The 19873-nt window shown below is 54.8% G+C and carries 24 protein-coding genes; 12 read left to right on the forward strand and 12 right to left on the reverse strand.

The window, feature by feature from the left end; genetic code table 11:
• Positions 1-95 precede the first annotated feature (95 nt).
• A complete protein-coding gene (locus WEB54_RS09700) occupies positions 96-494 on the forward strand; it encodes a MerR family DNA-binding transcriptional regulator (protein WP_368055293.1) in 399 nt (132 codons plus the stop codon).
• 348 nt (positions 495-842) lie between these two features.
• Here WEB54_RS09700 and WEB54_RS09705 read toward each other — a convergent pair whose 3' ends face one another.
• Entirely contained in the window at positions 843-1193 is a 351-nt protein-coding gene (locus tag WEB54_RS09705; RefSeq protein ID WP_368055355.1) for a MerR family DNA-binding protein, read from the reverse strand.
• On the opposite strand from WEB54_RS09705, the gene WEB54_RS09710 reads away from it, so the two are divergent.
• Complete coding sequence (locus WEB54_RS09710) at positions 1143-1292, forward strand: hypothetical protein (protein WP_368055357.1); 150 nt, start codon at positions 1143-1145, stop codon at positions 1290-1292. The two genes, WEB54_RS09705 and WEB54_RS09710, sit on opposite strands and share 51 nt — an antisense overlap.
• 61 nt (positions 1293-1353) lie before the next feature.
• On the opposite strand, the gene WEB54_RS09715 is transcribed toward WEB54_RS09710, so the two are convergent.
• Entirely contained in the window at positions 1354-2436 is a 1083-nt protein-coding gene (locus WEB54_RS09715; protein WP_368054491.1) for a WD40/YVTN/BNR-like repeat-containing protein, read from the reverse strand.
• A gap of 39 nt (positions 2437-2475) precedes the next feature.
• Positions 2476-2754 carry a MoaD/ThiS family protein gene (locus WEB54_RS09720; protein WP_368054489.1) on the reverse strand — a complete coding sequence of 93 codons (279 nt, stop codon included), beginning with the start codon at positions 2752-2754 and terminating at the stop codon, positions 2476-2478.
• Positions 2755-2927: 173 nt separating this feature from the next.
• Between WEB54_RS09720 and WEB54_RS09725 the strand changes: the two genes are divergently transcribed.
• Together WEB54_RS09725 and WEB54_RS09730 are read left to right on the forward strand one after the other, a co-directional pair.
• Positions 2928-3908, forward strand: a complete 981-nt coding sequence (locus WEB54_RS09725) for a DMT family transporter (protein ID WP_368055296.1) — start codon at positions 2928-2930, stop codon at positions 3906-3908.
• 206 nt (positions 3909-4114) lie between these two features.
• Positions 4115-5269 (forward strand): L-lactate dehydrogenase, encoded by a 1155-nt coding sequence (locus tag WEB54_RS09730; protein ID WP_368054485.1) that lies wholly within the window; start codon positions 4115-4117, stop codon positions 5267-5269.
• Here the strand turns inward: WEB54_RS09730 and WEB54_RS09735 are convergent.
• The 6 genes from WEB54_RS09735 to WEB54_RS09760 all read right to left on the reverse strand — a co-directional run bounded on the left by WEB54_RS09735 (position 5266) and on the right by WEB54_RS09760 (position 8901).
• Positions 5266-6024, reverse strand: a complete 759-nt coding sequence (locus WEB54_RS09735; protein ID WP_368055298.1) for a TSUP family transporter — start codon at positions 6022-6024, stop codon at positions 5266-5268. The genes WEB54_RS09730 and WEB54_RS09735 overlap by 4 nt on opposite strands.
• A gap of 50 nt (positions 6025-6074) precedes the next feature.
• Positions 6075-6605 carry an isochorismatase family protein gene (locus WEB54_RS09740; protein ID WP_368054481.1) on the reverse strand — a complete coding sequence of 177 codons (531 nt, stop codon included), beginning with the start codon at positions 6603-6605 and terminating at the stop codon, positions 6075-6077.
• Positions 6606-7078: 473 nt separating this feature from the next.
• On the reverse strand, positions 7079-7282 hold the full coding sequence (locus tag WEB54_RS09745; protein WP_368055300.1) for a hypothetical protein: 204 nt from the start codon (positions 7280-7282) through the stop codon (positions 7079-7081).
• Between the two features lie 61 nt (positions 7283-7343).
• Positions 7344-8231 carry an OmpA family protein gene (locus WEB54_RS09750; RefSeq protein ID WP_368055302.1) on the reverse strand — a complete coding sequence of 296 codons (888 nt, stop codon included), beginning with the start codon at positions 8229-8231 and terminating at the stop codon, positions 7344-7346.
• A 2-nt stretch (positions 8232-8233) separates the two neighbouring features.
• On the reverse strand, positions 8234-8629 hold the full coding sequence (locus WEB54_RS09755; RefSeq protein ID WP_368054475.1) for a DUF4398 domain-containing protein: 396 nt from the start codon (positions 8627-8629) through the stop codon (positions 8234-8236).
• 47 nt (positions 8630-8676) lie between these two features.
• The gene (locus WEB54_RS09760) at positions 8677-8901 is read right to left on the reverse strand and encodes a hypothetical protein (RefSeq protein ID WP_368054473.1); all 225 of its coding nucleotides are present in this window, start codon (positions 8899-8901) and stop codon (positions 8677-8679) included.
• A 142-nt stretch (positions 8902-9043) separates the two neighbouring features.
• Between WEB54_RS09760 and WEB54_RS09765 the strand changes: the two genes are divergently transcribed.
• Positions 9044-9202 carry a DUF3309 family protein gene (locus tag WEB54_RS09765; RefSeq protein ID WP_368054471.1) on the forward strand — a complete coding sequence of 53 codons (159 nt, stop codon included), beginning with the start codon at positions 9044-9046 and terminating at the stop codon, positions 9200-9202.
• An 85-nt stretch (positions 9203-9287) separates the two neighbouring features.
• On the opposite strand, the gene WEB54_RS09770 is transcribed toward WEB54_RS09765, so the two are convergent.
• The gene (locus tag WEB54_RS09770) at positions 9288-9500 is read right to left on the reverse strand and encodes a CsbD family protein (RefSeq protein WP_368054469.1); all 213 of its coding nucleotides are present in this window, start codon (positions 9498-9500) and stop codon (positions 9288-9290) included.
• An 885-nt stretch (positions 9501-10385) separates the two neighbouring features.
• Between WEB54_RS09770 and WEB54_RS09775 the strand changes: the two genes are divergently transcribed.
• From WEB54_RS09775 to WEB54_RS09785, 3 genes are all read left to right on the forward strand, one after another.
• The gene (locus tag WEB54_RS09775) at positions 10386-11528 is read left to right on the forward strand and encodes a diguanylate cyclase (RefSeq protein ID WP_368055305.1); all 1143 of its coding nucleotides are present in this window, start codon (positions 10386-10388) and stop codon (positions 11526-11528) included.
• A 23-nt stretch (positions 11529-11551) separates the two neighbouring features.
• Complete coding sequence (locus WEB54_RS09780; protein ID WP_368055307.1) at positions 11552-11701, forward strand: hypothetical protein; 150 nt, start codon at positions 11552-11554, stop codon at positions 11699-11701.
• A gap of 94 nt (positions 11702-11795) precedes the next feature.
• A complete protein-coding gene (locus WEB54_RS09785; protein WP_368054465.1) occupies positions 11796-12863 on the forward strand; it encodes a trans-acting enoyl reductase family protein in 1068 nt (355 codons plus the stop codon).
• A 102-nt stretch (positions 12864-12965) separates the two neighbouring features.
• On the opposite strand, the gene WEB54_RS09790 is transcribed toward WEB54_RS09785, so the two are convergent.
• Positions 12966-13634 carry a DUF3299 domain-containing protein gene (locus WEB54_RS09790; RefSeq protein ID WP_368055309.1) on the reverse strand — a complete coding sequence of 223 codons (669 nt, stop codon included), beginning with the start codon at positions 13632-13634 and terminating at the stop codon, positions 12966-12968.
• Positions 13635-13750: 116 nt separating this feature from the next.
• Here WEB54_RS09790 and WEB54_RS09795 point away from each other — a divergent pair, with 116 nt between their 5' ends.
• Entirely contained in the window at positions 13751-14377 is a 627-nt protein-coding gene (locus WEB54_RS09795; RefSeq protein WP_368054461.1) for a DUF3047 domain-containing protein, read from the forward strand.
• A gap of 262 nt (positions 14378-14639) precedes the next feature.
• On the opposite strand, the gene WEB54_RS09800 is transcribed toward WEB54_RS09795, so the two are convergent.
• Complete coding sequence (locus tag WEB54_RS09800; RefSeq protein ID WP_368054459.1) at positions 14640-15149, reverse strand: hypothetical protein; 510 nt, start codon at positions 15147-15149, stop codon at positions 14640-14642.
• Between the two features lie 228 nt (positions 15150-15377).
• Here WEB54_RS09800 and WEB54_RS09805 point away from each other — a divergent pair, with 228 nt between their 5' ends.
• From WEB54_RS09805 to WEB54_RS09815, 3 genes are all read left to right on the forward strand, one after another.
• Positions 15378-16544 (forward strand): isovaleryl-CoA dehydrogenase, encoded by a 1167-nt coding sequence (locus WEB54_RS09805; protein WP_368055311.1) that lies wholly within the window; start codon positions 15378-15380, stop codon positions 16542-16544.
• Between the two features lie 466 nt (positions 16545-17010).
• Positions 17011-18171 carry an acyl-CoA dehydrogenase family protein gene (locus WEB54_RS09810; protein ID WP_368054455.1) on the forward strand — a complete coding sequence of 387 codons (1161 nt, stop codon included), beginning with the start codon at positions 17011-17013 and terminating at the stop codon, positions 18169-18171.
• Positions 18168-19775, forward strand: a complete 1608-nt coding sequence (locus WEB54_RS09815) for a carboxyl transferase domain-containing protein (RefSeq protein ID WP_368055313.1) — start codon at positions 18168-18170, stop codon at positions 19773-19775. The genes WEB54_RS09810 and WEB54_RS09815 overlap by 4 nt, the downstream gene beginning before the upstream one ends.
• The last annotated feature ends 98 nt before the right edge of the window (positions 19776-19873 follow it).

Raw genomic sequence — 19873 nt, forward strand, 5'->3', positions numbered from 1 at the left:
GGTTAGGTACACCCGGTAACTGGCACTCGATTGGTTGCAAACATTGCAGCTCAATATTGGTAACCTGCGACTTATTATCTGAAGACCCAGACTTTATGAACAAAGCGACTCCCGACCTGCAAACCTTCACCATCCGCGACCTGGCGGGCGAATTTGATGTCACTACGCGAACCATCCGTTTCTACGAAGACAGAGGGTTATTGACGCCGGAACGCGACGGTCAGCGTCGCATCTATCACAAACGCGACCGTGCCCGGCTGGTGCTGATATTACGCGGCAAACGTCTGGGTTTCAGTCTGGATGAGATCCAGCAACTGGTCACTGCCTACGAAACGCCGGAAGATGAAATCCCGCAACTGGAGCAATACTTACGCACCCTGACTGAACATCGCGAAACCTTGCTTCAACAAAAAGAAGACCTGGAAAAAACCCTGCAGGAACTGGAGCAGGCTGAGCGGGATTGTCGGGCGGCGCTGGCAAGAAAGCAGAGTTGAAATAATAACAGTGAGTCGCGCTGTATTCGGTAAAATCACTATCGTGTTGGATGAGGTTGCACTACCATCAAAGAGATGCTTGAACAGCACTAGATAGAACAATGAAGACAAATGAACTGATAGACGAGGCCGCTATGCTGCCAGTTGAGGAGCGAGCTAGGCTGATTGATTCGTTGTTGCGCAGCTTCAATCCGCCCGAGTCAGATATTGATAGATAATGGGCTGAAGTAGCGCGGCACAGATTGGAAGAATTACGCTCAGGGCAGCAAGTTGCAATCTCTGGTGAGAAAGTGTTTGATCGTGCCTGGGCGCGTTTGAATAAATGACTTTTTCGTTTTCTTAGATGCTCTATTTGCCAGCTTCATGATCATGCAAACACAAGGCATGATTTTCCAGTACTTCAATTACCCGGCAATGCTCCACCGTACCGCCTTCGCAAACCCCCACCATCCGTGACAGCTCCTCTTCCAGCGCCTGCAACCTGGCTAATCTGGATCTGACAGCAGTCAGTTGCTCCTCAGCAATGGCGTTGGCTTCATGGCAAGGTTCGTCGGCGTGGCGCGACAAGCGCAGCAGGGATTTAATGGCATCTGGCCAAACGACTGAACTGCGCCGTTCAGACGCTGCGATGCGATTGGCAATGTTGCTGTGATCGGCGCGGCGGTCTTGGTAAGTATTACCGCTAGCCCCTGGCCAGATCTCATCGTTGCGGCGCTGATGGCAGGGCTCTTTTTGAAGTCGAGTGTCAGTATTATTCGTCAGGCTATGGGTGAGTTGCGTCACGTGGCGATGCAGTAGCGCTTGGTACACCCAGTATTCGACACGGACTCTTGGCAACAAGGCATACTTCATCGCTGTATTACGGATCAAACCGCACCACATTAATGGGCGGCAGGTGCTTGGACAGGCATTTCCAGTGATCGCCCTGATCTTCACTGACCCACAAGTTGCCTGTTGTAGAGCCGAAAGCTAGTAGGTTGCCACTGGCGTCGATGTCTAGACTGTGGCGGTAAATCAAGTCGTAGGCGGGTTCTTCCGGTAGACCTTGGGTGAGGGTTTCGAAGTGTTTGCCGCCATCGCGGGTGCGGGTGACGACCAGTCTGGCGTCTACCGGGATGCGGTGTTCATCTTTGATTGCGGGTACGAACCAAGCGGTATCGGGTTGGGTCGGATGCACTGCGACGGCGAAGCCGAATACCGAGGGTGAGACATCGCTGATCTCGGTCCATTGGTGGCCGCCGTCTTCAGAGCGGAAAATGCCGTTGTGGTGTTGTATCCACAGGTGCTCCGGTGCCGCCGGGCATTGTACCATGCGGTGCGGGTCCTGTGAGACAAGGTCGTAGGCCAGTTCCGGCGGCATAAACGCCGCACGCAGACCCTGGCCTGTTTGCTGCCAGGTTTCACCACCATCTCTGGTTTCCCAGACACCGCCGCAAGAGATGGCCAACCGAATGGTTTTACTGTCGTTCGGGTGCACACAAATGGAGTGAATACCGGGTTTGTCGTAACCGCCACCAAACCATTTATCACGTTCTGGCTTTTGCCAGAGCGGTTCGATTAGATTCCAGGTCGCGCCGCTATCGGTCGACTTGAACAGGCCGCCGGGAATCGTCCCTGTCCACAGAGTGCCGGGTTCATCCGGGCCACCCGGAACCAGTTCCCAGATTAAGTCCACAGTCGGTCCATCGCCTTCATCCACTTTGGGAAAGGCGGGTGTGCCAATCTCCTGCCAGTCGTTCGTTCCCGCCCTGGCCGCGTGCAGTTTGACCCCAAAATGACCGTGGTTCAGCCCGGCGTAGCGATTGCCCGTGCGCGCGTCGGTCAGCACCATGGTGACCGGATCACCAAGAAAGGCCGGGTCGTTTTGGTGCCATCGGCCCGGGCCGGTGCGGGTGAATTGAAATAACCCCTTGCGGGTACCGATGTGCAGTGTCTCGTTCATGGGAGGCTCCTTGCTTTTTTATCATTGCTTTCCGGTGTGTCAGCCACCGGAGAGTGCTTGCAGCACCTGCACATCAGACGTCGGCTGCAGAGGGTCAGTCAGGGTATGTCGATCCTGAATCATCGCGCCGTCAACAAAAATGGCGATGTTTTTTCGCAACCGGTGCTGGTCGTCCAGAATGTATCCGGCGAGCATTTCGTTTACGGCAAAAATTTGGTGTAACGCCTCGGACACCGTGGTGGCGTTGACTTCACGGGGCGGGCTCGATACATGGCGTTGCAGATTGGGGGTAAAGGTTACGGTGACCATAATTGACATACGGTTTTGACGTTTAGGGTAGCTTAGCTCAGGCTCTAAAGCTTGTCTTGTGATGCTTTGTAGTCAGCGTTTAGGACCGTAAACGGAACCGTTATTGCAACGCTCCTTGCAGATGCATTTACTCATCTGTCGGAGTAGACTCCGGGTTCATTTTTGACCTCTGATGGCGAACCATGACTACGGCCATTAAAGCACCGGGCGCCGCCCACCAGAAACTAACCGGGCTGGGCTTTGCCCTGATGTCTGCCCTTGCCTTCGGTGGGTCCGGTGCCTTTGCCAAACCATTAATGGTGGCAGGCATGTCGCCGCTTCATGTTACCTGGCTGCGGTTGCTGGGCATGGTGTTGATTTTGCTCCCGGTTGCCTGGCATTACCGTCGGATATTGCGTACTCAGTGGCGCTTGCTGATCGCCTATGGCGTTTTTCCCATTGCGGGTGTTCAGGCGCTTTACTTTGGTGCCGTGTCACGCATTCCCGTTGCCATTGCTCTGCTGATTGAATTTCTCGGGCCCGTGCTGGTATTGCTTTGGGTCAGCCTGGTGCGTCGTCAGCCTGTGGCGGGTTCGGCTATCTTGGGCGTAGCATTGGCGGTGCTTGGTTTGGCTGGCCTGCTCGAAGTCTGGGATGGGCTGGTGCTCGACCCCCTAGGGTTGTTGCTCGCTGCCGGTGCCGCCGTGGGCCAGGCCTCGTTCTTTCTATTATCCGACGCGGCACAGGACGATGTTGAGCCACTGGCGCTGATCGCCATTGGCGGTGTCGTTGCCTTTCTCGCGCTCTCCCTGATCGCTCAGCCCTGGACCTTACCCTGGTCGATTCTGGCGGGCGACATCACCATTGCCGGTATGCAAACCTCGGCTATGGTGTCTGTGGTTTGGCTGGGATTGATTGCCACGGCTCTGGCGTATGTGACCGGCGTTGCCGCGATTCGAAGGCTTTCACCGCCTGTTGCCGGTGGGGTGGCTTATTTGGAAGTGGTGACCGCCATTGTGTTGGCCTGGCTGTTATTGGGTGAGGCTTTATCGACTGTGCAATTGGTAGGTTCGTTGGTAGTTATTGCCGGGGCTTATCTGGCGCAACGGGCGACACCAATTGAAAGTCCGCATCCGGAGATTACTCTGGATACTAACGACCAGCCGCCTGTTCAGCGAAGCTGAACAGGCAAGAGGTAGAGGTAGTGCCAGGAGTTCGTGGCGGCCACCGGGTAGGCCTATCAGGGGTCGGCGTAGATCCGTCCATGGAGCCTAGACCGCAACATCCATGTTGCGGACTTCCCCTGATAGGCCTACCCGGTAGCCACCACTAAGCATGTTGCAATTACAGAATTTAGCTGGGATTCGTATGATTTAAGGATGTGTTTATTATGAAGAAACCCTGTGATGTTCTCGATTACCAGCATCTGGCCCGTCGTCGGGTACCGCGGATGTTTTATGATTACGCGGATTCAGGCTCCTGGACTGAGTCGACTTACCGGGCAAATGCGTCGGATTTTGATAAGTTAAAATTTCGCCAGCGTGTCGCTGTTGATATGAGCAATCGAAGTTTGGCAACGACAATGGTTGGCCAGCCGGTTTCAATGCCATTGGCATTTGCACCAACGGGGTTGACCGGCCTGCAATGGGCCGATGGTGAAATTCTTGCTGCCCGGGCTGCTGAACAAGCCGGAGTGCCTTTTACCTTGTCGACGATGAGCATTTGTTCGATTGAAGACGTGGCTGCTCACACGACTAAGCCCTTCTGGTTCCAGCTGTATGTGATGCGTGATCGGGATTTTATAGGTCGGCTGATTGATCGTGCCAAGGCCGCCGGATGCAGTGCTTTGGTGGTAACGCTGGACCTGCAGATTCTAGGTCAACGCCACAAGGATGTTCGCAATGGGCTCAGCGCGCCGCCTTCGTTCACGTTGAACAGTTTGCTGCAAATTATGGCCAGGCCCGGCTGGGCGATGCGCATGTTGGGTACGAAACGTCGTGGCTTTGGCAATGTGATAGGCCACGTCAAAGGTATTGAGAACATGACGTCGCTGTCGGAATGGTCGGCCAAACAGCTGGATCCTAAACTGTCGTGGAACGACATTGCCTGGATTAAGGAGCGCTGGGGCGGGCCGATCATTCTCAAAGGCATTATGGACCCCGAAGATGCGAAGCTCGCAGTTAAAACCGGTGCCGATGCCATTGTTGTATCGAACCACGGTGGCCGTCAGCTCGATGGTGCGCCTTCCAGTATTGAAGTGCTGCCCGCGATTTTGGATGCGGTCGGTGACGATATTGAAGTTCATATTGACGGTGGCATTCATACCGGCCAGGCAATGCTGAAAGCCTTGTGTCTGGGTGCCAGATCAACCTATATCGGCCGGCCGTTTTTGTATGGGCTGGGTGCCGCCGGTGAGGCTGGGGTAACCGATGTGTTGCGGATATTACGCAATGAACTGGACGTCAGTCTCGCGCTCTGTGGCGAGCGCGATATTCAGGCAGTCGGGCGACACAATTTGTATAACCCTGAGGTGTTTGATCGCTAACCAAACAGACCGAGGTATAAAAGCCGAGCGGCCATAACGGTTAGCACGACTTTCAACACCGGTTGCACTTGCTCTGCGGTAAAACGCTCCAGAAATAGTCTGCCAGTCAGGGTGCCGAGGTAGCCGGTGATCAGCATCAGCGCGATCATCAGGTACCAGTCGGTAAACACGAAGCCAAAAAAACCGAAGAACAGGACTTTTAGCAACTGCTGGCCGCTGATCAGCGCGGCCATGGTTCCCACCAGGGCGGTACGTTCAGCGAACATCGGTTTGATGGCCGCGAACACGAGGGGTGCAATGCCGCCAACAATCATGCTAATGAACGAGGTGACAACGCCGAGCAATGAAAGGAACTTCTTACCGGAAGGTAATTTAATGGGCGGGAACCAGGCGGTATAGAGAATGAACGCACCCATGGCGATCTGCAGGCCGGCCGCGGGCATTTGGGTAGATGCACCGGCGCCAACCACTGAACCGATCAGGCTGCCAATGGAAAACCACAGAACCAGTCGCCAGTCGACGAACCGGAACAGTATGCTCAATCGCCCGACATTGGAGCCGAACTGAATCACGCCATGAAGGGGAATGACCGCACTGGTCGGTAGCAGGTTGGCCATGATCGCCAGCAGGGTCACACCGCCGCCAATCCCCAGGGCAGCGGTTATGGCCGAGGTCAGGTAGCTGACAAACACCAGACTCCAGAATGCCAGTGTGCTCAGGGAGTCGGGCATCCATTGGGTAAATTGAGCAAGCATGGTTCAGTAATCCGGCCGTGATCGGGTGCGCCAGTGTATACCGGTTGCTGTTATTTTATTTGCGCCAGAGCGTTCCGAAACTGTGGGTGGTCAGCCCTGCCCAGCCATTCAAAAGCCACCATTTCAGTCGAGACAATGTCGGCACCTTGCTGATGCAGCCGTTGCAGCGCCAGTTCGCGGTTGGCGGGCAGGCGGGAGCCGACCGCATCGGCCACTACCCAGACCCGAAAACCCGCATCCAGCAAACCCATGGCGGTTTGCAGCACACAGATATGGGCCTCGCAGCCACCAATAACCACGTGTGTCCGGCGATCTTCAAGAGCGTTCAGCAGCCCGCTTTCGCAAGCATCGAAGGTGTTTTTGTGCAAGGTTTGCTGGCAATGCTGATGAATTCGGTCAATGGTGGCCCCGAGTTTATCCGGCGATTGCGCGGTTCCAATAATGGGCACTTCCATCAGCTGTGCCAGCTCGGCGAGCGTAAGGGCACGCTCAACCACGGACTCTGCATCGTCAATGGCTGGTATTAGACGTTCCTGAAAATCGACCAGAACCAGGGTGGATTTGGCGGCTGACATCAGCATCGAGGTGCTCCTTGGAGATGGGTGGTCCATAGTAAAGTCATTTTTTTCCATAGAGCAATACCGGTCGTGCCAATTTGCCAAAATTAACTGAGGTCTGGTTACGCCTCTGTAGCCAGTCGAGCTGGTCAACAAAAGACATACACGTAATTGCTGAACCCCCCGGTGGGCACATCAGTGGCGATACCCTCTCAGTGGTACCGGGTGGTAGAAACGGGTTCCACAGCTTTGCAGTGCGATTGCTCTCCGACACCGACAGCCCGGTCGCCCGATGCTGATCCGGAAAACCGCTGGTTGCGAAATGAAGTGATGATGAGTCTAAAGCGGCTTGAATGCTGAGAGGGTAGGTTGTGCCGTTGTAATCTGGCAGAAAGCGACAAAATATTTTCTGCCGGATAAAGCCCGGACGTCCTCTATCCGGGCCTTCTTTGCGTCGTGTTTACTAGGGAGCCCTGGGGGAGTTGTTCAGAGGCTCCCTAGGTTCCTCTGCCGGGCGAGTCGGAGTCTGGCGTATCTTTTGGCGGATCCAGCCTTCCGCCTTCGTCTTCCCACTCTGAAACTACTTCGGGTTGTGGTGCTTTCCTGTCACCGGACACCGTGTCTGGCGGTGGCGAATCCACATGCTGTTGTTGGAGTTGACCGCCGACCAGTTTCAAGGGAAATCCCTTTTTCTTAATCATGCTCAATGCTCCTCTGTAACTATCTGCTGATCTGTGTTTTCCAGAAAGCGAGTGTTATTGACTAGGAGGGCTCATCGATAATAATTTCAACGCGGCGATTCTGCTGCCGTCCCTCAGCCGTATCGTTGCTGGCAATTGGCTGGTTCATGCTGAGACCCATAGCCGTTATTCTATTTGAAGCGATACCCTGCTGAATCAGGTAATTTCTAACCGATTCTGCACGTTGTTTTGACAGCACCTGGTTGATCTGCGAACTACCAACATTATCGGTATGGCCTTCGATCTGAACCTTGCGTTCCGGGTACTGCTGCAGGAAGCTCACCAGCCTGTTGAGGTTGGTGCTGGCACCGCCCCGAATTTCAGCACTTCCGGTGGCAAAGAGAACATCTCCCAGTGTGAGCACCAGGCCACGGTCGGTGGGTTCTGCTTCCAGTGCATCGATCTGTCGTTGATATTCGGCCGCTTGCTGAGCAGCAAGGGTTTCAGCCTGAGCTCTCGATTGTTGTGCGGCATCCGCATCGCTGCGTGCACGTTCGGCCTCCAGGCGCGCCTGGTTTGCTTCCTGCGTACGAGCCTGAAGCCGCGCAGCTTCGCGCTCCTCGCTGAGCAGGGCACGCTGTACTTCGGCAAAACGAGCGGTGGCTTTTGCCTCGGCGATGGCTACCTTGTTCTCGGCTATATAGACTCGGTGTTCTCCAAGGGCAGCTTCGTCTTCAGGTAGAGGTTGCTCGGCAATTTGAACCGCCTCTTCTGCTTCGCGTAGCTCGGCACGAATCTGGGAGGCCAGATTGCTGTCATTTTGCAGTGCGGTCAGTTTATTGCGCACCTGTGCGGAGCCTTCGGGACTGACCGCCGGTGTTGAAGAACAAGCAGCGACCAGCAGCAACGAGAGCACCAATCCACTGATCTTAGATCCGCGCTTTATGGCATGCGTTGTTAAAATAGTCATGGTCATTCTCCTACTCGTTGCATTTCTTCAATAAGGGCATCTGTGCTACGGTTTATTTCCTGATTAATTTCCAACGCCTTGGCGGATTCGGTACGTGCCAACGCCAGCTCAGCAACAATGAGGGACTGTTGTGCGAAGCGTTCAGCCTCTTCCATTTCTTCATTGGTGACGGCTTCATCGGCCAGAATGAGCTTTTGCTGGGCTTCATCCAGTTCTGCCGCTGCATACTGCCGGGCACCCGCTCTTTCCGCGCTGGCAATGGCTTCACGCGCACTGGTCAAAGTAGATTCCGGAGAAACCGGTGCTGAAGCACAGGCACTTAGCAGGACGACCGTTACCACCGCAATGACGGTAGCGAGTAAGTGGTCGCTGAAACTTCTCATCCTAACTGGTAACATGTTGATATTCCTTTTTAAATAAATGTTGATTATCGAACCTCTGCTATTTATGAACGCGGGGAACGACCAAACACAAAGATAAGTCCACCAATCAGTATTCCGCTTACGCCTGCCAACACCGGAATGTATACCCGGTTCCTGTCATCGACGGCCAGACTCAAAGAACCCAGGTTTTCCTCATTGGTTTCCTGGGAATAGGTAAAGCCACCATAGGCCAGTGTGAGCACGCCCAGAAAAATGAGTACCACGGCGATCAGTTGAGATGTCTTCATCAGTCAGTCCCTCCCTGGTTGGTTTTTCTTGTCACCTGAACTGTAAAACGGCATCTATTTATTTTCTGTACGATAGCGCACCGAACTCACCACTTTCAGTAAGCTAATGTCCGGTTCTCCAGGTTTTTAGAGAGGATCTGACATGAGCCTGTTTACAATTCTGCTGGTTATCCTGGTGCTGGCTTTATTGGGCGTCATTCCGGCTTGGCCTTACAGTCGTGGATGGGGCTATATGCCCAGTGGTTTGTTAGGCTTGGTAGTAGTGGTTCTGCTGGTTATGTTCCTGACAGGGCGCCTTTAGGCTATTTATCCTAGTGATAGTAGGTCAGAGAACAACTAGCGCCTGCGACACCCTCTGCAGGTTTGAGATACAGATTATTTATAGGTTATGACGGTACATCCCTTTTAGCTTCTTCAAACTCGGTAACTTGTTTTTCGGCTTCATCTTTACTGACACCGTAGGATTTCTGAATCTCACCCAACAATTGATCGCGTCGGCCAGCGATTACATCGAGCCGGTCATCGGTCAGTTTGCCCCATTTTTCCTTTGCTTTGCCCCTGTATTCTTTCCAGTTGCCTTCAATAGTATCCCAGTTCATATCGGTCTCCTTTGGCGGTAAACCTGTTGGAGGAAGGTTAAGACATCTGTGGTGCTGTGCATTCGAGAAAATCGTCCCTGAAAAATTGGTCATTCCTTAAAATCGTTTTTTTCAACTGGCGATGGACCCCTATCTGGAATGTCCACATCTGCGGATAATATCGTTCAGTTGCTTGAGTGTCTGTGCGTTATCCCACTCACTCTATTGCGTCGCGGCTTCATGCGCCACCCTGCTTCTTAGCTATAACGGCTTAGATGCTCATTAAACCCGACTGGTGTAGTAGCGCACAGATGACTGGGTATTATTCGGTCAGGCCCTGAACGGGACCGGTTAATCAACAGCCTGCCACCCACCCAGGCAGAAAGCGCTTGCCAGATCCCGGTCCTGACTGGTCGTCTCGGTCACAAAACAGCACTTTTTCCACCAATGTTCGATACCGTACAGAGCGGGTGCTTTTGCCCGAGTAATCTGGCTAAGAGCTGGTACAGACATTAATGGTCTATCAGTTTTCCAGGTCGCCATCGCTTAGGCTAAGAAATAACGAATCTGCATGGACGACAGGGAGAACACGAACGACAGGGATGACAGGGATGTATGTATGGCGTACCCGGGAGACTGATAGCCCATTGAACCAAAATAGAAGCCAGTACAAACCATAGGTAAAACACCATGCTTAACGCCAGGGTATGAGCTATAGTCATTCCCGAAACCCATGAAATTCGATACCCAGTAGGAGAGAGTCAATTTTGATGCAGTCGTTCTACTGAATCCTGTTCGGGTTTGACCAGTGGAATTGTTCATAATATGGGTAAGTGGGCTCGCGCACAGACACCCAAAAATTGGCGATTCACAGTAAATGCTATGGTCAATGAATTGGATAAGACGATGCCCATTACTCACGTTTCCAACAAAAGTACACACTCAGTTGTCTCACAGAGGCACACGGGCTTAGGAAACCGCAGTAGACCGGTACCTGAAAAATATAAAGCGATAGAACATCCTTTTTTTAAAGGTATGGATTCTCTCAAGATCTGGATTCAATCCCAGCTGTATACCATGTGGCATCTGGTTGAAATTTACCAGCGTACGCGAACCAAACCACTATTGAATAACTTTCTTAGCAGTCCCTTTAGTACCCTCTCGTTCGAGGATATCGCTCATATTACACTGGACGCCATTGGTGATGGCATTCTTGTTGTAGACCTGAACGGTACCGTGATATACCTCAACAAGGTGGCTGAAAATTTCACCGGTTGGCAGAGCGAAGATGCGCTTGGGCGTAAGGTGGAAGAGGTGTTCTATGTTATCGATGGGGTAACCGGGCAGCGTGCCATCAGCCCTTCACAGCGTGCCATTGACGAAGGAAAAATCGTTGAGCTGGCGCTGGGCAGTGTATTGGTCTGCCGCAACGGAACTGACATGGCCATCGAAGATTCCGCCGCCCCCATCAGCAATCATCTCGGTAAATTGTCCGGTGCAGTCATTGTGTTCCACGACGCTCGCCAATCGGGGGAGGTGATTCGTGATATGGACCACCGTGCCCAGCATGATTTTCTCACCGGCCTGCCAAACCGGCTATTGATGGCCGAGCGTCTGACTCATGCAATCGGCATGGCAAAACGTCACCATAAGCAGATAGCCCTGCTGTTTCTGGATCTGGATAATTTTAAACAGATAAACGATACCTTGGGCCACGCAGTAGGTGATCAGTTGCTCAAAGAGCTGTCGGCGGATATCGTCAACTGTGTGCGCTTTACCGACACTGTGAGTCGGCATGGCGGCGATGAGTTTGTTATCCTGTTGACTGAAATCGAAGAAAAAATAGATGCAGCCCATATTGCCGAAAAGCTGTTGGCAAGGTTCGCAACCGCGCACGAGATTGATGGCCATATATTGACTGTTTCCCCGAGTATAGGCATCAGTATCTACCCGGAAAACGGCGTCGACGCTGAAACACTGATGCACAATGCAGACGCTGCCATGTATCTGGCTAAAAAGGCAGGCCGCAATAACTACAAGTTCTTCTAAAGGCAGCAAAAACTGTTCAGAACATGATCACCACTCTGCGCCAGATGGCGGCACAGCGGGGAGCCTCTGTGGTGTTTGTTCAGGCCGACACCGGTGTTGAAAATGAAGCGGCCATCGCCCTCCTTTCATTATTCTTGAATACAATTCATCAACTCCAACAGTTTGGTGCATGATACCATCGTTGATCAGCACCATCATTGATCAGCCCAATACGCTAGGCTGTTGGCTGAATAGCGACGCATTTTCAGGCTTAATAGGGAGTGGACCATGGCACAGAACTGGATGATTTACGGAGCCTACGGTTACAGCGGTGAGCTGATTGCCCGTGAGGCCGTGGCCCGTGGTTTAACACCTATGCTGGCCGGGCGTAATGAACACCGGTTGCGCACCCTGGCCAATGAATTGCATCTGGGGTTTCGGGTGTTCGATCTGTCGGATTCGGCTGCGGTGAAGCGCGAGCTGGAGGACATGACACTGGTGCTGCACTGCGCGGGGCCCTTCTCCGCCACCAGTGGACCCATGCTCGAGGGATGCCTGGCGAGCAAGACGCATTATTTGGACATCACTGGTGAAATGGATGTGTTTGAACACGCCCACCGCGAGGAGATTGACAAACGCGCGCGGGAAGCTGGCATCATTGTCTGCCCGGGTGTGGGGTTTGATGTGGTGCCGACCGATTGCCTGGCGGCGCAGCTTAAGCGGGCCCTGCCGGATCTGACCGAGCTCGATCTCGCCTTTAAGGCCGGAGGTCCGATGAGCCCGGGCACGGCGAAAACCTCGGTTGAGGGTATGGCAGGCCTGAGCCGCATTCGCAAAAATGGCCGCATCGTGGAAACGCCGCTGAAAACGCGGCGTTTGGATATGGGGCAGGGTGAGCGCACTGCGGTCAGCATTCCCTGGGGCGATGTCAGCACGGCTTATCACAGCATAGGCGTGGAAAATATCGCGGTTTACGTGCCGGTCACCGAGCGAACGGTCAAGCGCATGAAGCGTTTGCAGTCGATGCGCTGGCTGATGGGCCAACCCTGGGTGCAGGCGTTTATGAAGCGTCGCATTGAAAAAAATGTACCGGGCCCGACGGCTAAGCAGCGCGCGAAAAGTCGCACCTATCTTTGGGGTGAAGCGCGTAATGCAGCGGGCAAAAAAGTGGTCGGCCGGTTCGAAACACCCAATGGCTACGATCTGACCATCACCGCGCCCCTGGCCATCGTGACGGCGGTGTTGAATCAGTCTGTCTCGGCTTTGGGCAGCACCACACCCTCGGCGCTGATGGGGTCCGAGTTTGTCTGGTCGCTGCCGGGTGTAACCGCGCTGGAACTGACCCGCCTGGGTTGAGAAACAATCGGTGCCTGAAGTAACCTGCTTCCCGTTCGAGTGATGACGACGCCTGTGCCGATGCGCTGGAGCTCGGTTTTGAATTAAACCTGGATGAAAGCGTCACTCGTAAGGCGAAATAGACGCCACATTCAACCGGTAACCGGCGGTGCCGATATCGGTATCGGTCTTGATGACGTCGATGGTGCCTTTGGCCCAGTAGGGTTCGAACAGGTTGTCAAACTTTACCGGCTCGTCCAGCACCACGTGAACGATCTGGTTGGCAGGCGGTGGTGGCGAGTGAATGCAAGCGCCGTAGTAGGGCACCAGAAAGAACTCACGGACTTCATCGGCGGACATTTCCAGCGGCACCAGAAAGCCCGGTATGCGAGCTTCGACACCATCAAGTGCCTCGACCATGGGCACATCGGCCATCACCGACTGCAAGTCGGAATAGAGGCGCTGGGCTTCGGGGTCGTCATCCGTCAGGTCGTAGATCTTGTAGCTTTCGAGATCAATCTTGTCGCGCAGTGTATTGAAATCGAAATCTGCCGGGAGCAAGTCGTCCCAACTCAGTTCCTGAAAGGCCAGATCGTCGCCTGGCGCGACGGACATCGGGGCTATTTCAGAACCTTTCGGGGGTTCTATGAGTTGTTCTTCTTCGGTTAAGGCGAGGTTGGGAGCCTCGGCTGCATTTTCTGCAACCGCTGTCTCGGCGGTGCGGTTGGCCATATCGGCCACGCTGGTGTCATCGTCATTCTGGCAAGCGACCAGTATAAAAGACGCTGTCACCGTGAGGGCTGCAGTCAGTAAATGAGTCGACAAACGATGATTGAAATGCGAAAGCGGAAACATGTTGGCCCTGTGATAACGTGTGAAACTGGCGAATGATATGGAGTAACATTGCAATGATACGCCCCCTGAGCGCTGTGCCAAGGCACGGTTCCACATTTTTGCTGGCTCTTTACCTCAACTCTTTGGTGGCCGAACCGCTGCCACTCGATGAAACAGACACATGGAAGGAACACAGCTTCGAGGGCGAGTCCCGTTTTGAATGGCAAGCCAGCGATGCCTGCCTGCGTATGACCTCCAACAACACAGCCTCGGCAAGGATACGGGAGCAGGGAATTAAACTCGATGACGCCACCGAACTGAGTTGGCGCTGGCGCACGGAACAAGACATCACCTCCGTAACCCGGCAGGAGAAAACCGGTGATGACTTCGCCGGTCGCATCTATGTGGCGGTCGAACACCCCCTGTTTTTCTGGCGCTCGCGCGTGCTGGCCTATGTGCATGCCGGTGAGCTGGCGGTCGACAGCCATTGGCCAAACCCTTTTACCAGCCAGTTTCACATGTGGGTGGTCAGCAATGGTGAGTCGGGAGACTGGCATAGCATAAAACGTCGCCTCCTTGATGACTGGGAGGTTGCCTTCGGTGACCGGCCCGATCACTTTGACGCCATCGGCTTAATGGCCGATTCTGACAACAGCGGCCAACAAACCGACCTGTGCCTGGCCGATCTTGAAGTGCGATGACTTACTAGCGAGATAAAAGGGCGTTTACCGTCGCCAGCGTCACTGGCAGGGGCGAAGACGTTACACCCGGTTGGTTGTATCACCCGCTACCCATTCTCGGGCCACCACAGTTGGCGCTCGCTTACCGGGATGGTCAGCAGGCCTTTGCCGGTTTTCTGACCCCCGGCGATGTAGATCAGCAGATTAGCGAGTGCCAGCGCATGGTGATAGACCGACGGGTGGGGAACTAATATCGGGTTTAGGGCCCTAACTGACGCACCCGTTATTCAGCCGGGCGCAGTAGCGACCATCCCTCATAGGTGTCATCGGTCAGAATATCGGTCAGAAACAGCACTTCGGCGGCATCGCTGTCGAGATCGGTGATCTCAGCCTTCCGTGTGAACAGCTTCTTCTCAACCATCACCCGCTTGGGCAAGGTCACATAGCCAGCTTCAACGCTGAATTCGCCGTCGATGTCGAACAGACGGATACCACGACCATCACGACGAATGTCTTCACGTTTCACAAACCGATACTCACCTGGCGCCAACCGACCCATAACGGCGTAGGTCTTGCTCTCCTCGACCTGCATGCGCCGCCGGTACTGCTCACCGCTGTCCAGGTGTTCAACGGTGAGCATAAAATCGTATTCCAGTTCGGCATCGCCGCGCACTTCGATCTCGGCGCCAAAAATGACCAAACCTTCGTTCTCTCCGGCATAAGGGGCTTTGGTGGGTGCGGCAGTGCAAGCAGTAAGGGCAAGAACAGAGAGCAGCGATAGTATGTATTTCATGAAGAAACCTGTCGTTATTCGTGTTGGCGCTACAATACCCGATTGTAGTCATACTGGGCAGCCCGCCTGACTCTTCATTTACAGACCCGCCTGGAGCGGCGCTTTCAAGGAAGCGTCAACTTCTCTTGACTGCGCCCACCATTGGCCTAAGTTGACGTTAACGTCAACGTTAATTAGCCTGCAGAGACTGATCCAATCACAACAAATCAAACAGGACGGCAGATCGCTATGAACAGTTACCCCGCATTGAACTTTGGCCTGGGCGAAACCCTCGACATGCTGCGCGACACCGTCCGTGACTTCGCGCAAAAAGAGATCGCCCCGCGCGCTACGACGATCGACCACGACAACCTCTTCCCGGCCGACCTGTGGCAAAAATTCGGTGATCTGGGTCTGCTCGGCATCACCGTTGACGAAGAACTGGGCGGCACCGGCATGGGCTACCTGGCCCACATGGTTGCGATGGAAGAAATCAGTCGCGCCTCGGCGTCCGTCGGCCTCAGTTACGGCGCCCATTCCAACCTCTGCGTAAACCAGATTCGCCGCAACGGCAGCGCCGACCAGAAAGCCAAGTACCTGCCCAAACTGATCAGCGGCGAGCACGTTGGGGCACTGGCCATGAGTGAACCCGGTGCAGGTTCCGACGTGGTCAGCATGAAGCTCAAAGCCGAACACAAAGGCGACCACTATCTACTCAACGGCAACAAGATGTGGATCACCAATGGCCCGGAAGCCAACGTACTGGTGGTCTACGCGAAAACAGACCCGACCGGAGGCAAGCGCGGCATCACCGCCTTTTTGATCGAAAAAGACTTCCCCGGTTTCAGCACTGCCCAGAAGCTCGACAAACTCGGTATGCGCGGCAGTAACACTTGTGAACTGGTGTTTGTGGACTGCAAAGTCCCGGTCGAAAACGTTATGGGTGCCGAGGGCGACGGTGTAAAAATTCTGATGAGCGGCCTCGACTATGAACGCGCGGTACTCGCCGCCGGCCCGGTCGGCATCATGCAAGCCTGCCTCGACGTAGTACTGCCCTACGTGCACGAACGCGAACAGTTTGGCCAGCCCATCGGCGAGTTCCAACTGGTGCAGGGCAAAGTCGCCGACATGTACACTCGCCTAAACGCCTGCCGCGCCTACGTCTATGCGGTTGGAGCGGCCTGCGATCGCGGAGAAACCACTCGCAAAGACGCCGCCGGTGCCATCCTCTACGCTGCCGAAAATGCAACCCAGGCGGCCCTCGATGCCATTCAGGTACTCGGCGGCAACGGCTACATCAACGAATACCCAACCGGCCGTCTGCTGCGCGACGCCAAACTTTACGAGATCGGCGCGGGCACCAGCGAGATCCGACGCATGCTCATTGGCCGTGAGTTGTTCAACGAGACCCGTTGAGGTTCGGTGGAATGGGGTGCTTCGGTGGTTGAATTAACGGTGGCTTCTTCGGCTCCGTGGCTGAAGTCGCTCAGGAGGTCGGGTATGGCCCTGGCGGGTCGCTGCAAGTACATCCATGTAAGCTCGGCGGTCCCCATCCATGGGGACCGACGCCCCGCCAGCACCATACCCGACCTCCTGAGCTGGTCCACGGTGGTTGCAGAATCACTTGGAAAAAGACTGAAGATCGAGTGGTTGAATTTGAGTTAAGCCGTGAGACAAGTGGGGGGTGGCGGGTAGGCCCTTCCGGGGAAGTCCGCAACATGGATGTTGCGGTCTAGGCCCCATGGATGGGTTCACGCCGACCCCGGAAGGGCCTACCCGGCGCCCGCCACGAACGCCCGGCAATCAAGTAGAGCCAACCGGGAAACCCGGAACTTTAACTCCCGGCACCGAAGCAAACTGAATAAATACGACAGGCGATCTCATGACAGTACAGTCCGACTTTGGGTTAAGTGATATTCAGATCATGATGCGTGATGCAGCACGGGTGTTTGCGCGGGAGCAGTTGAAACCGCATTCGGCTGAGTGGGATCGCAGTGGTGAGCATCCGATTGATGCGATTCGGGAAATGGGTCAGCAGGGGTTTTATGGACTGACTGTGCCTGAAGAGCTTGGGGGCGTGGGTGCCGGGTATCTGACGTTGGCGCTCGTGGTTGAAGAAATTGCCCGGGGTGATGGGGCTTTGTCGACCATTACCTCGGTAATGAACTCTGTGGTGTGTGGGCCCTTGTTTGGGTTTGGGTCATCGCAACAGCAGCAGGAATGGCTGGTACCGATGGCCAGTGGTGAAAAGCTGGGTGCGTTTTGTCTGACTGAGCCGCAGGCCGGGTCGGATGCGTCGGCATTGAAGACCCGGGCGACCAAAACCGACAGTGGCTGGGTGTTGAATGGCACCAAACAGTTTATAACCAATGGCGCGATTGCAGATCTCGCCATTGTGTTTGCGGTGACGGACCCGGCGGCGGGTAAGAAGGGCATTAGTGCTTTTTTGGTGCCGACGCATTTGCCCGGTTACGAAGTCAGTCGCGTTGAAGAGAAAATGGGTCAGCGGGCTTCGGATACAGCGCAGCTAACTTTTAACGACCTTGCCCTACCTGCAGATGCCTTATTGGGTAAGGAAGGCCAAGGGTATTCGATTGCCCTGAGTAACCTTGAAGGCGGCCGTATTGGCATTGCCGCCCAATGTGTCGGTATGGCGCAAGCCGCGCATGAAGTGGCCTGTGCTTATGCGCTTGAGCGCACCAGTTTTGGTGAGCCCTTAATGACGTATCAGGCCGTGAGTTTTAGGCTGGCAAATATGGCGACTCAAATAGAAGCGGCGCGGCAACTCGTTTGGCATGCAGCGCGGCTGAAAGACGTAGGGTTACCCTGCTTGCGCGAAGCCGCCATGGCTAAGGTGTTTGCCAGCGAAATGGCCGAAAAAGTCTGCTCCGATGCGCTGCAGACATTGGGCGGCTATGGTTACCTGAGTGACTTCCCATTGGAGCAAATTGCCCGGGATGTGCGAGTGACCAAAATCTACGAAGGCACCAGCGACATTCAGAATTTAATTATCGTTCGATCCATTGAGGAGCGTGGCGCATGAGCCGAATTCAATCGCGCATCGACGTGCGCGGAGAGCAGTTTCAGCGACAGGAAAAAGCAAATCGAGACCTGCGCGACCAACTGCAACAGCGTCTGCACCAGGTCGAGCTGGGCGGTGGCGAAGGCCCGCGCGCCAAGCACCTCGCCCGGGGCAAACGCCTGCCGCGTGAACGTATTGAACGCCTGCTGGATGTCGGTTCCCCCTTTCTGGAAATTGCGCCGTTGGCGGCCTGGGGTCTGTATGAAAACGCCGTGCCCAGCGCCGGTGTGATCGCCGGAATTGGCCGGGTCGAAGGCATCGATTGTTTGATCGTCGCCAACGACGCCACTGTTAAAGGCGGTACTTATTACCCGATGACGGTAAAGAAACATTTGCGCGCCCAGGCCATCGCAGCGGAAAACCGTTTGCCCTGTATTTACCTCGTCGACAGCGGCGGCGCGTATTTACCGCTGCAGGATGAAGTCTTCCCCGATCGCGAACATTTTGGCCGCATCTTTTTTAATCAGGCCAACCTGTCGGCCCAGGGGATTCCACAACTGGCGGTGGTAATGGGCTCCTGCACAGCGGGCGGTGCCTATGTACCGGCGATGTGTGACCAAAGTATCATCGTGCGCAATCAGGGCACGATCTTTCTCGGCGGTCCACCACTGGTAAAAGCCGCCACCGGCGAAGAAGTCTCGGCCGAAGACCTGGGCGGCGGTGATGTACATGCGCGCACCAGTGGCGTAGCTGACTATCTGGCCGACAACGACGATCACGCACTGGTGCAGGCGCGTCAGGCCGTTCGCCACTTTAACTGGCCCGCAAAACCCGAACGTGGTTTACAACCAGCCGAGCCACCGGCCTACTCGGCGGAAGAAATTTACGGCCTGATTCCAGACGATACCCGCACCCCAATCGATGCCCGTGAACTGATCGCGCGTATTGTCGATGGCTCGAAGCTGGATGAATTCAAAGCCCTCTACGGCACCACCCTGATCTGCGGCTTCGCCCATATTGAAGGCCAACCGGTCGGCATTCTCGCCAACAACGGTATTCTGTTTTCGGAATCTGCTTTAAAAGGCGCGCACTTTATTGAATTGTGTAATCAGCGCGATATTCCGCTGGTCTTCCTGCAAAACATCAGCGGCTTTATGGTCGGCAAAAAATATGAAAACGGCGGCATCGCCAAAGACGGTGCCAAGCTGGTCACCGCCGTAGCTTGTGCCAAGGTCCCAAAATACACCGTCATTACTGGCGGCAGTTTCGGCGCTGGCAACTACGGCATGTGTGGCCGCGCCTACGACCCGAGGTTCCTATGGACCTGGCCCAATGCGCGCATTTCCGTTATGGGTGGAGAACAGGCGGCGAACGTTTTGGCCACGGTTAAAGCCGATCAGAAAGCGGCGGCAGGTGAACCGATGAGCGAAATAGAACTGGCTGATTTCAAAGCACCCATTCAGGCGCAATACGAAACTCAGGGCGACCCTTACTACGCCACCGGTCGATTATGGGACGACGGCATTATCGACCCGGCCGACACCCGGGTCGTGCTTGCGCTGGCGCTTTCAGCGAGTCGCAACGCACCGACAGAACCGACACGCTATGGCGTGTTTCGGATGTAATTATACAAGTTAGGAGTTGGCTGCTATCAGAGTGACTGTTGCCGGGTGTGTCTATCCGGGGAAGTCCGCAGCATGGATGCTGCGGTCTAGGCCCCATG

Source organism: Saccharospirillum sp. (assembly GCF_040881935.1).
Taxonomy (GTDB): domain Bacteria; phylum Pseudomonadota; class Gammaproteobacteria; order Pseudomonadales; family Natronospirillaceae; genus Saccharospirillum.

Coding starts and splice junctions, on each gene's coding strand:
- WEB54_RS09700 (WP_368055293.1), top strand. CDS start 96: ATGAACAAAGCGACTCCCGACCTGCAAACCTTCACCATCCGCGACCTG.
- WEB54_RS09715 (WP_368054491.1), bottom strand. CDS start 2,436: ATGAACGAGACACTGCACATCGGTACCCGCAAGGGGTTATTTCAATTC.
- WEB54_RS09720 (WP_368054489.1), bottom strand. CDS start 2,754: ATGTCAATTATGGTCACCGTAACCTTTACCCCCAATCTGCAACGCCAT.
- WEB54_RS09725 (WP_368055296.1), top strand. CDS start 2,928: ATGACTACGGCCATTAAAGCACCGGGCGCCGCCCACCAGAAACTAACC.
- WEB54_RS09730 (WP_368054485.1), top strand. CDS start 4,115: ATGAAGAAACCCTGTGATGTTCTCGATTACCAGCATCTGGCCCGTCGT.
- WEB54_RS09735 (WP_368055298.1), bottom strand. CDS start 6,024: ATGCTTGCTCAATTTACCCAATGGATGCCCGACTCCCTGAGCACACTG.
- WEB54_RS09740 (WP_368054481.1), bottom strand. CDS start 6,605: ATGCTGATGTCAGCCGCCAAATCCACCCTGGTTCTGGTCGATTTTCAG.
- WEB54_RS09745 (WP_368055300.1), bottom strand. CDS start 7,282: ATGATTAAGAAAAAGGGATTTCCCTTGAAACTGGTCGGCGGTCAACTC.
- WEB54_RS09750 (WP_368055302.1), bottom strand. CDS start 8,231: ATGACTATTTTAACAACGCATGCCATAAAGCGCGGATCTAAGATCAGT.
- WEB54_RS09755 (WP_368054475.1), bottom strand. CDS start 8,629: ATGTTACCAGTTAGGATGAGAAGTTTCAGCGACCACTTACTCGCTACC.
- WEB54_RS09760 (WP_368054473.1), bottom strand. CDS start 8,901: ATGAAGACATCTCAACTGATCGCCGTGGTACTCATTTTTCTGGGCGTG.
- WEB54_RS09765 (WP_368054471.1), top strand. CDS start 9,044: ATGAGCCTGTTTACAATTCTGCTGGTTATCCTGGTGCTGGCTTTATTG.
- WEB54_RS09770 (WP_368054469.1), bottom strand. CDS start 9,500: ATGAACTGGGATACTATTGAAGGCAACTGGAAAGAATACAGGGGCAAA.
- WEB54_RS09775 (WP_368055305.1), top strand. CDS start 10,386: ATGCCCATTACTCACGTTTCCAACAAAAGTACACACTCAGTTGTCTCA.
- WEB54_RS09780 (WP_368055307.1), top strand. CDS start 11,552: ATGATCACCACTCTGCGCCAGATGGCGGCACAGCGGGGAGCCTCTGTG.
- WEB54_RS09785 (WP_368054465.1), top strand. CDS start 11,796: ATGGCACAGAACTGGATGATTTACGGAGCCTACGGTTACAGCGGTGAG.
- WEB54_RS09795 (WP_368054461.1), top strand. CDS start 13,751: ATGATACGCCCCCTGAGCGCTGTGCCAAGGCACGGTTCCACATTTTTG.
- WEB54_RS09800 (WP_368054459.1), bottom strand. CDS start 15,149: ATGAAATACATACTATCGCTGCTCTCTGTTCTTGCCCTTACTGCTTGC.
- WEB54_RS09805 (WP_368055311.1), top strand. CDS start 15,378: ATGAACAGTTACCCCGCATTGAACTTTGGCCTGGGCGAAACCCTCGAC.
- WEB54_RS09810 (WP_368054455.1), top strand. CDS start 17,011: ATGACAGTACAGTCCGACTTTGGGTTAAGTGATATTCAGATCATGATG.
- WEB54_RS09815 (WP_368055313.1), top strand. CDS start 18,168: ATGAGCCGAATTCAATCGCGCATCGACGTGCGCGGAGAGCAGTTTCAG.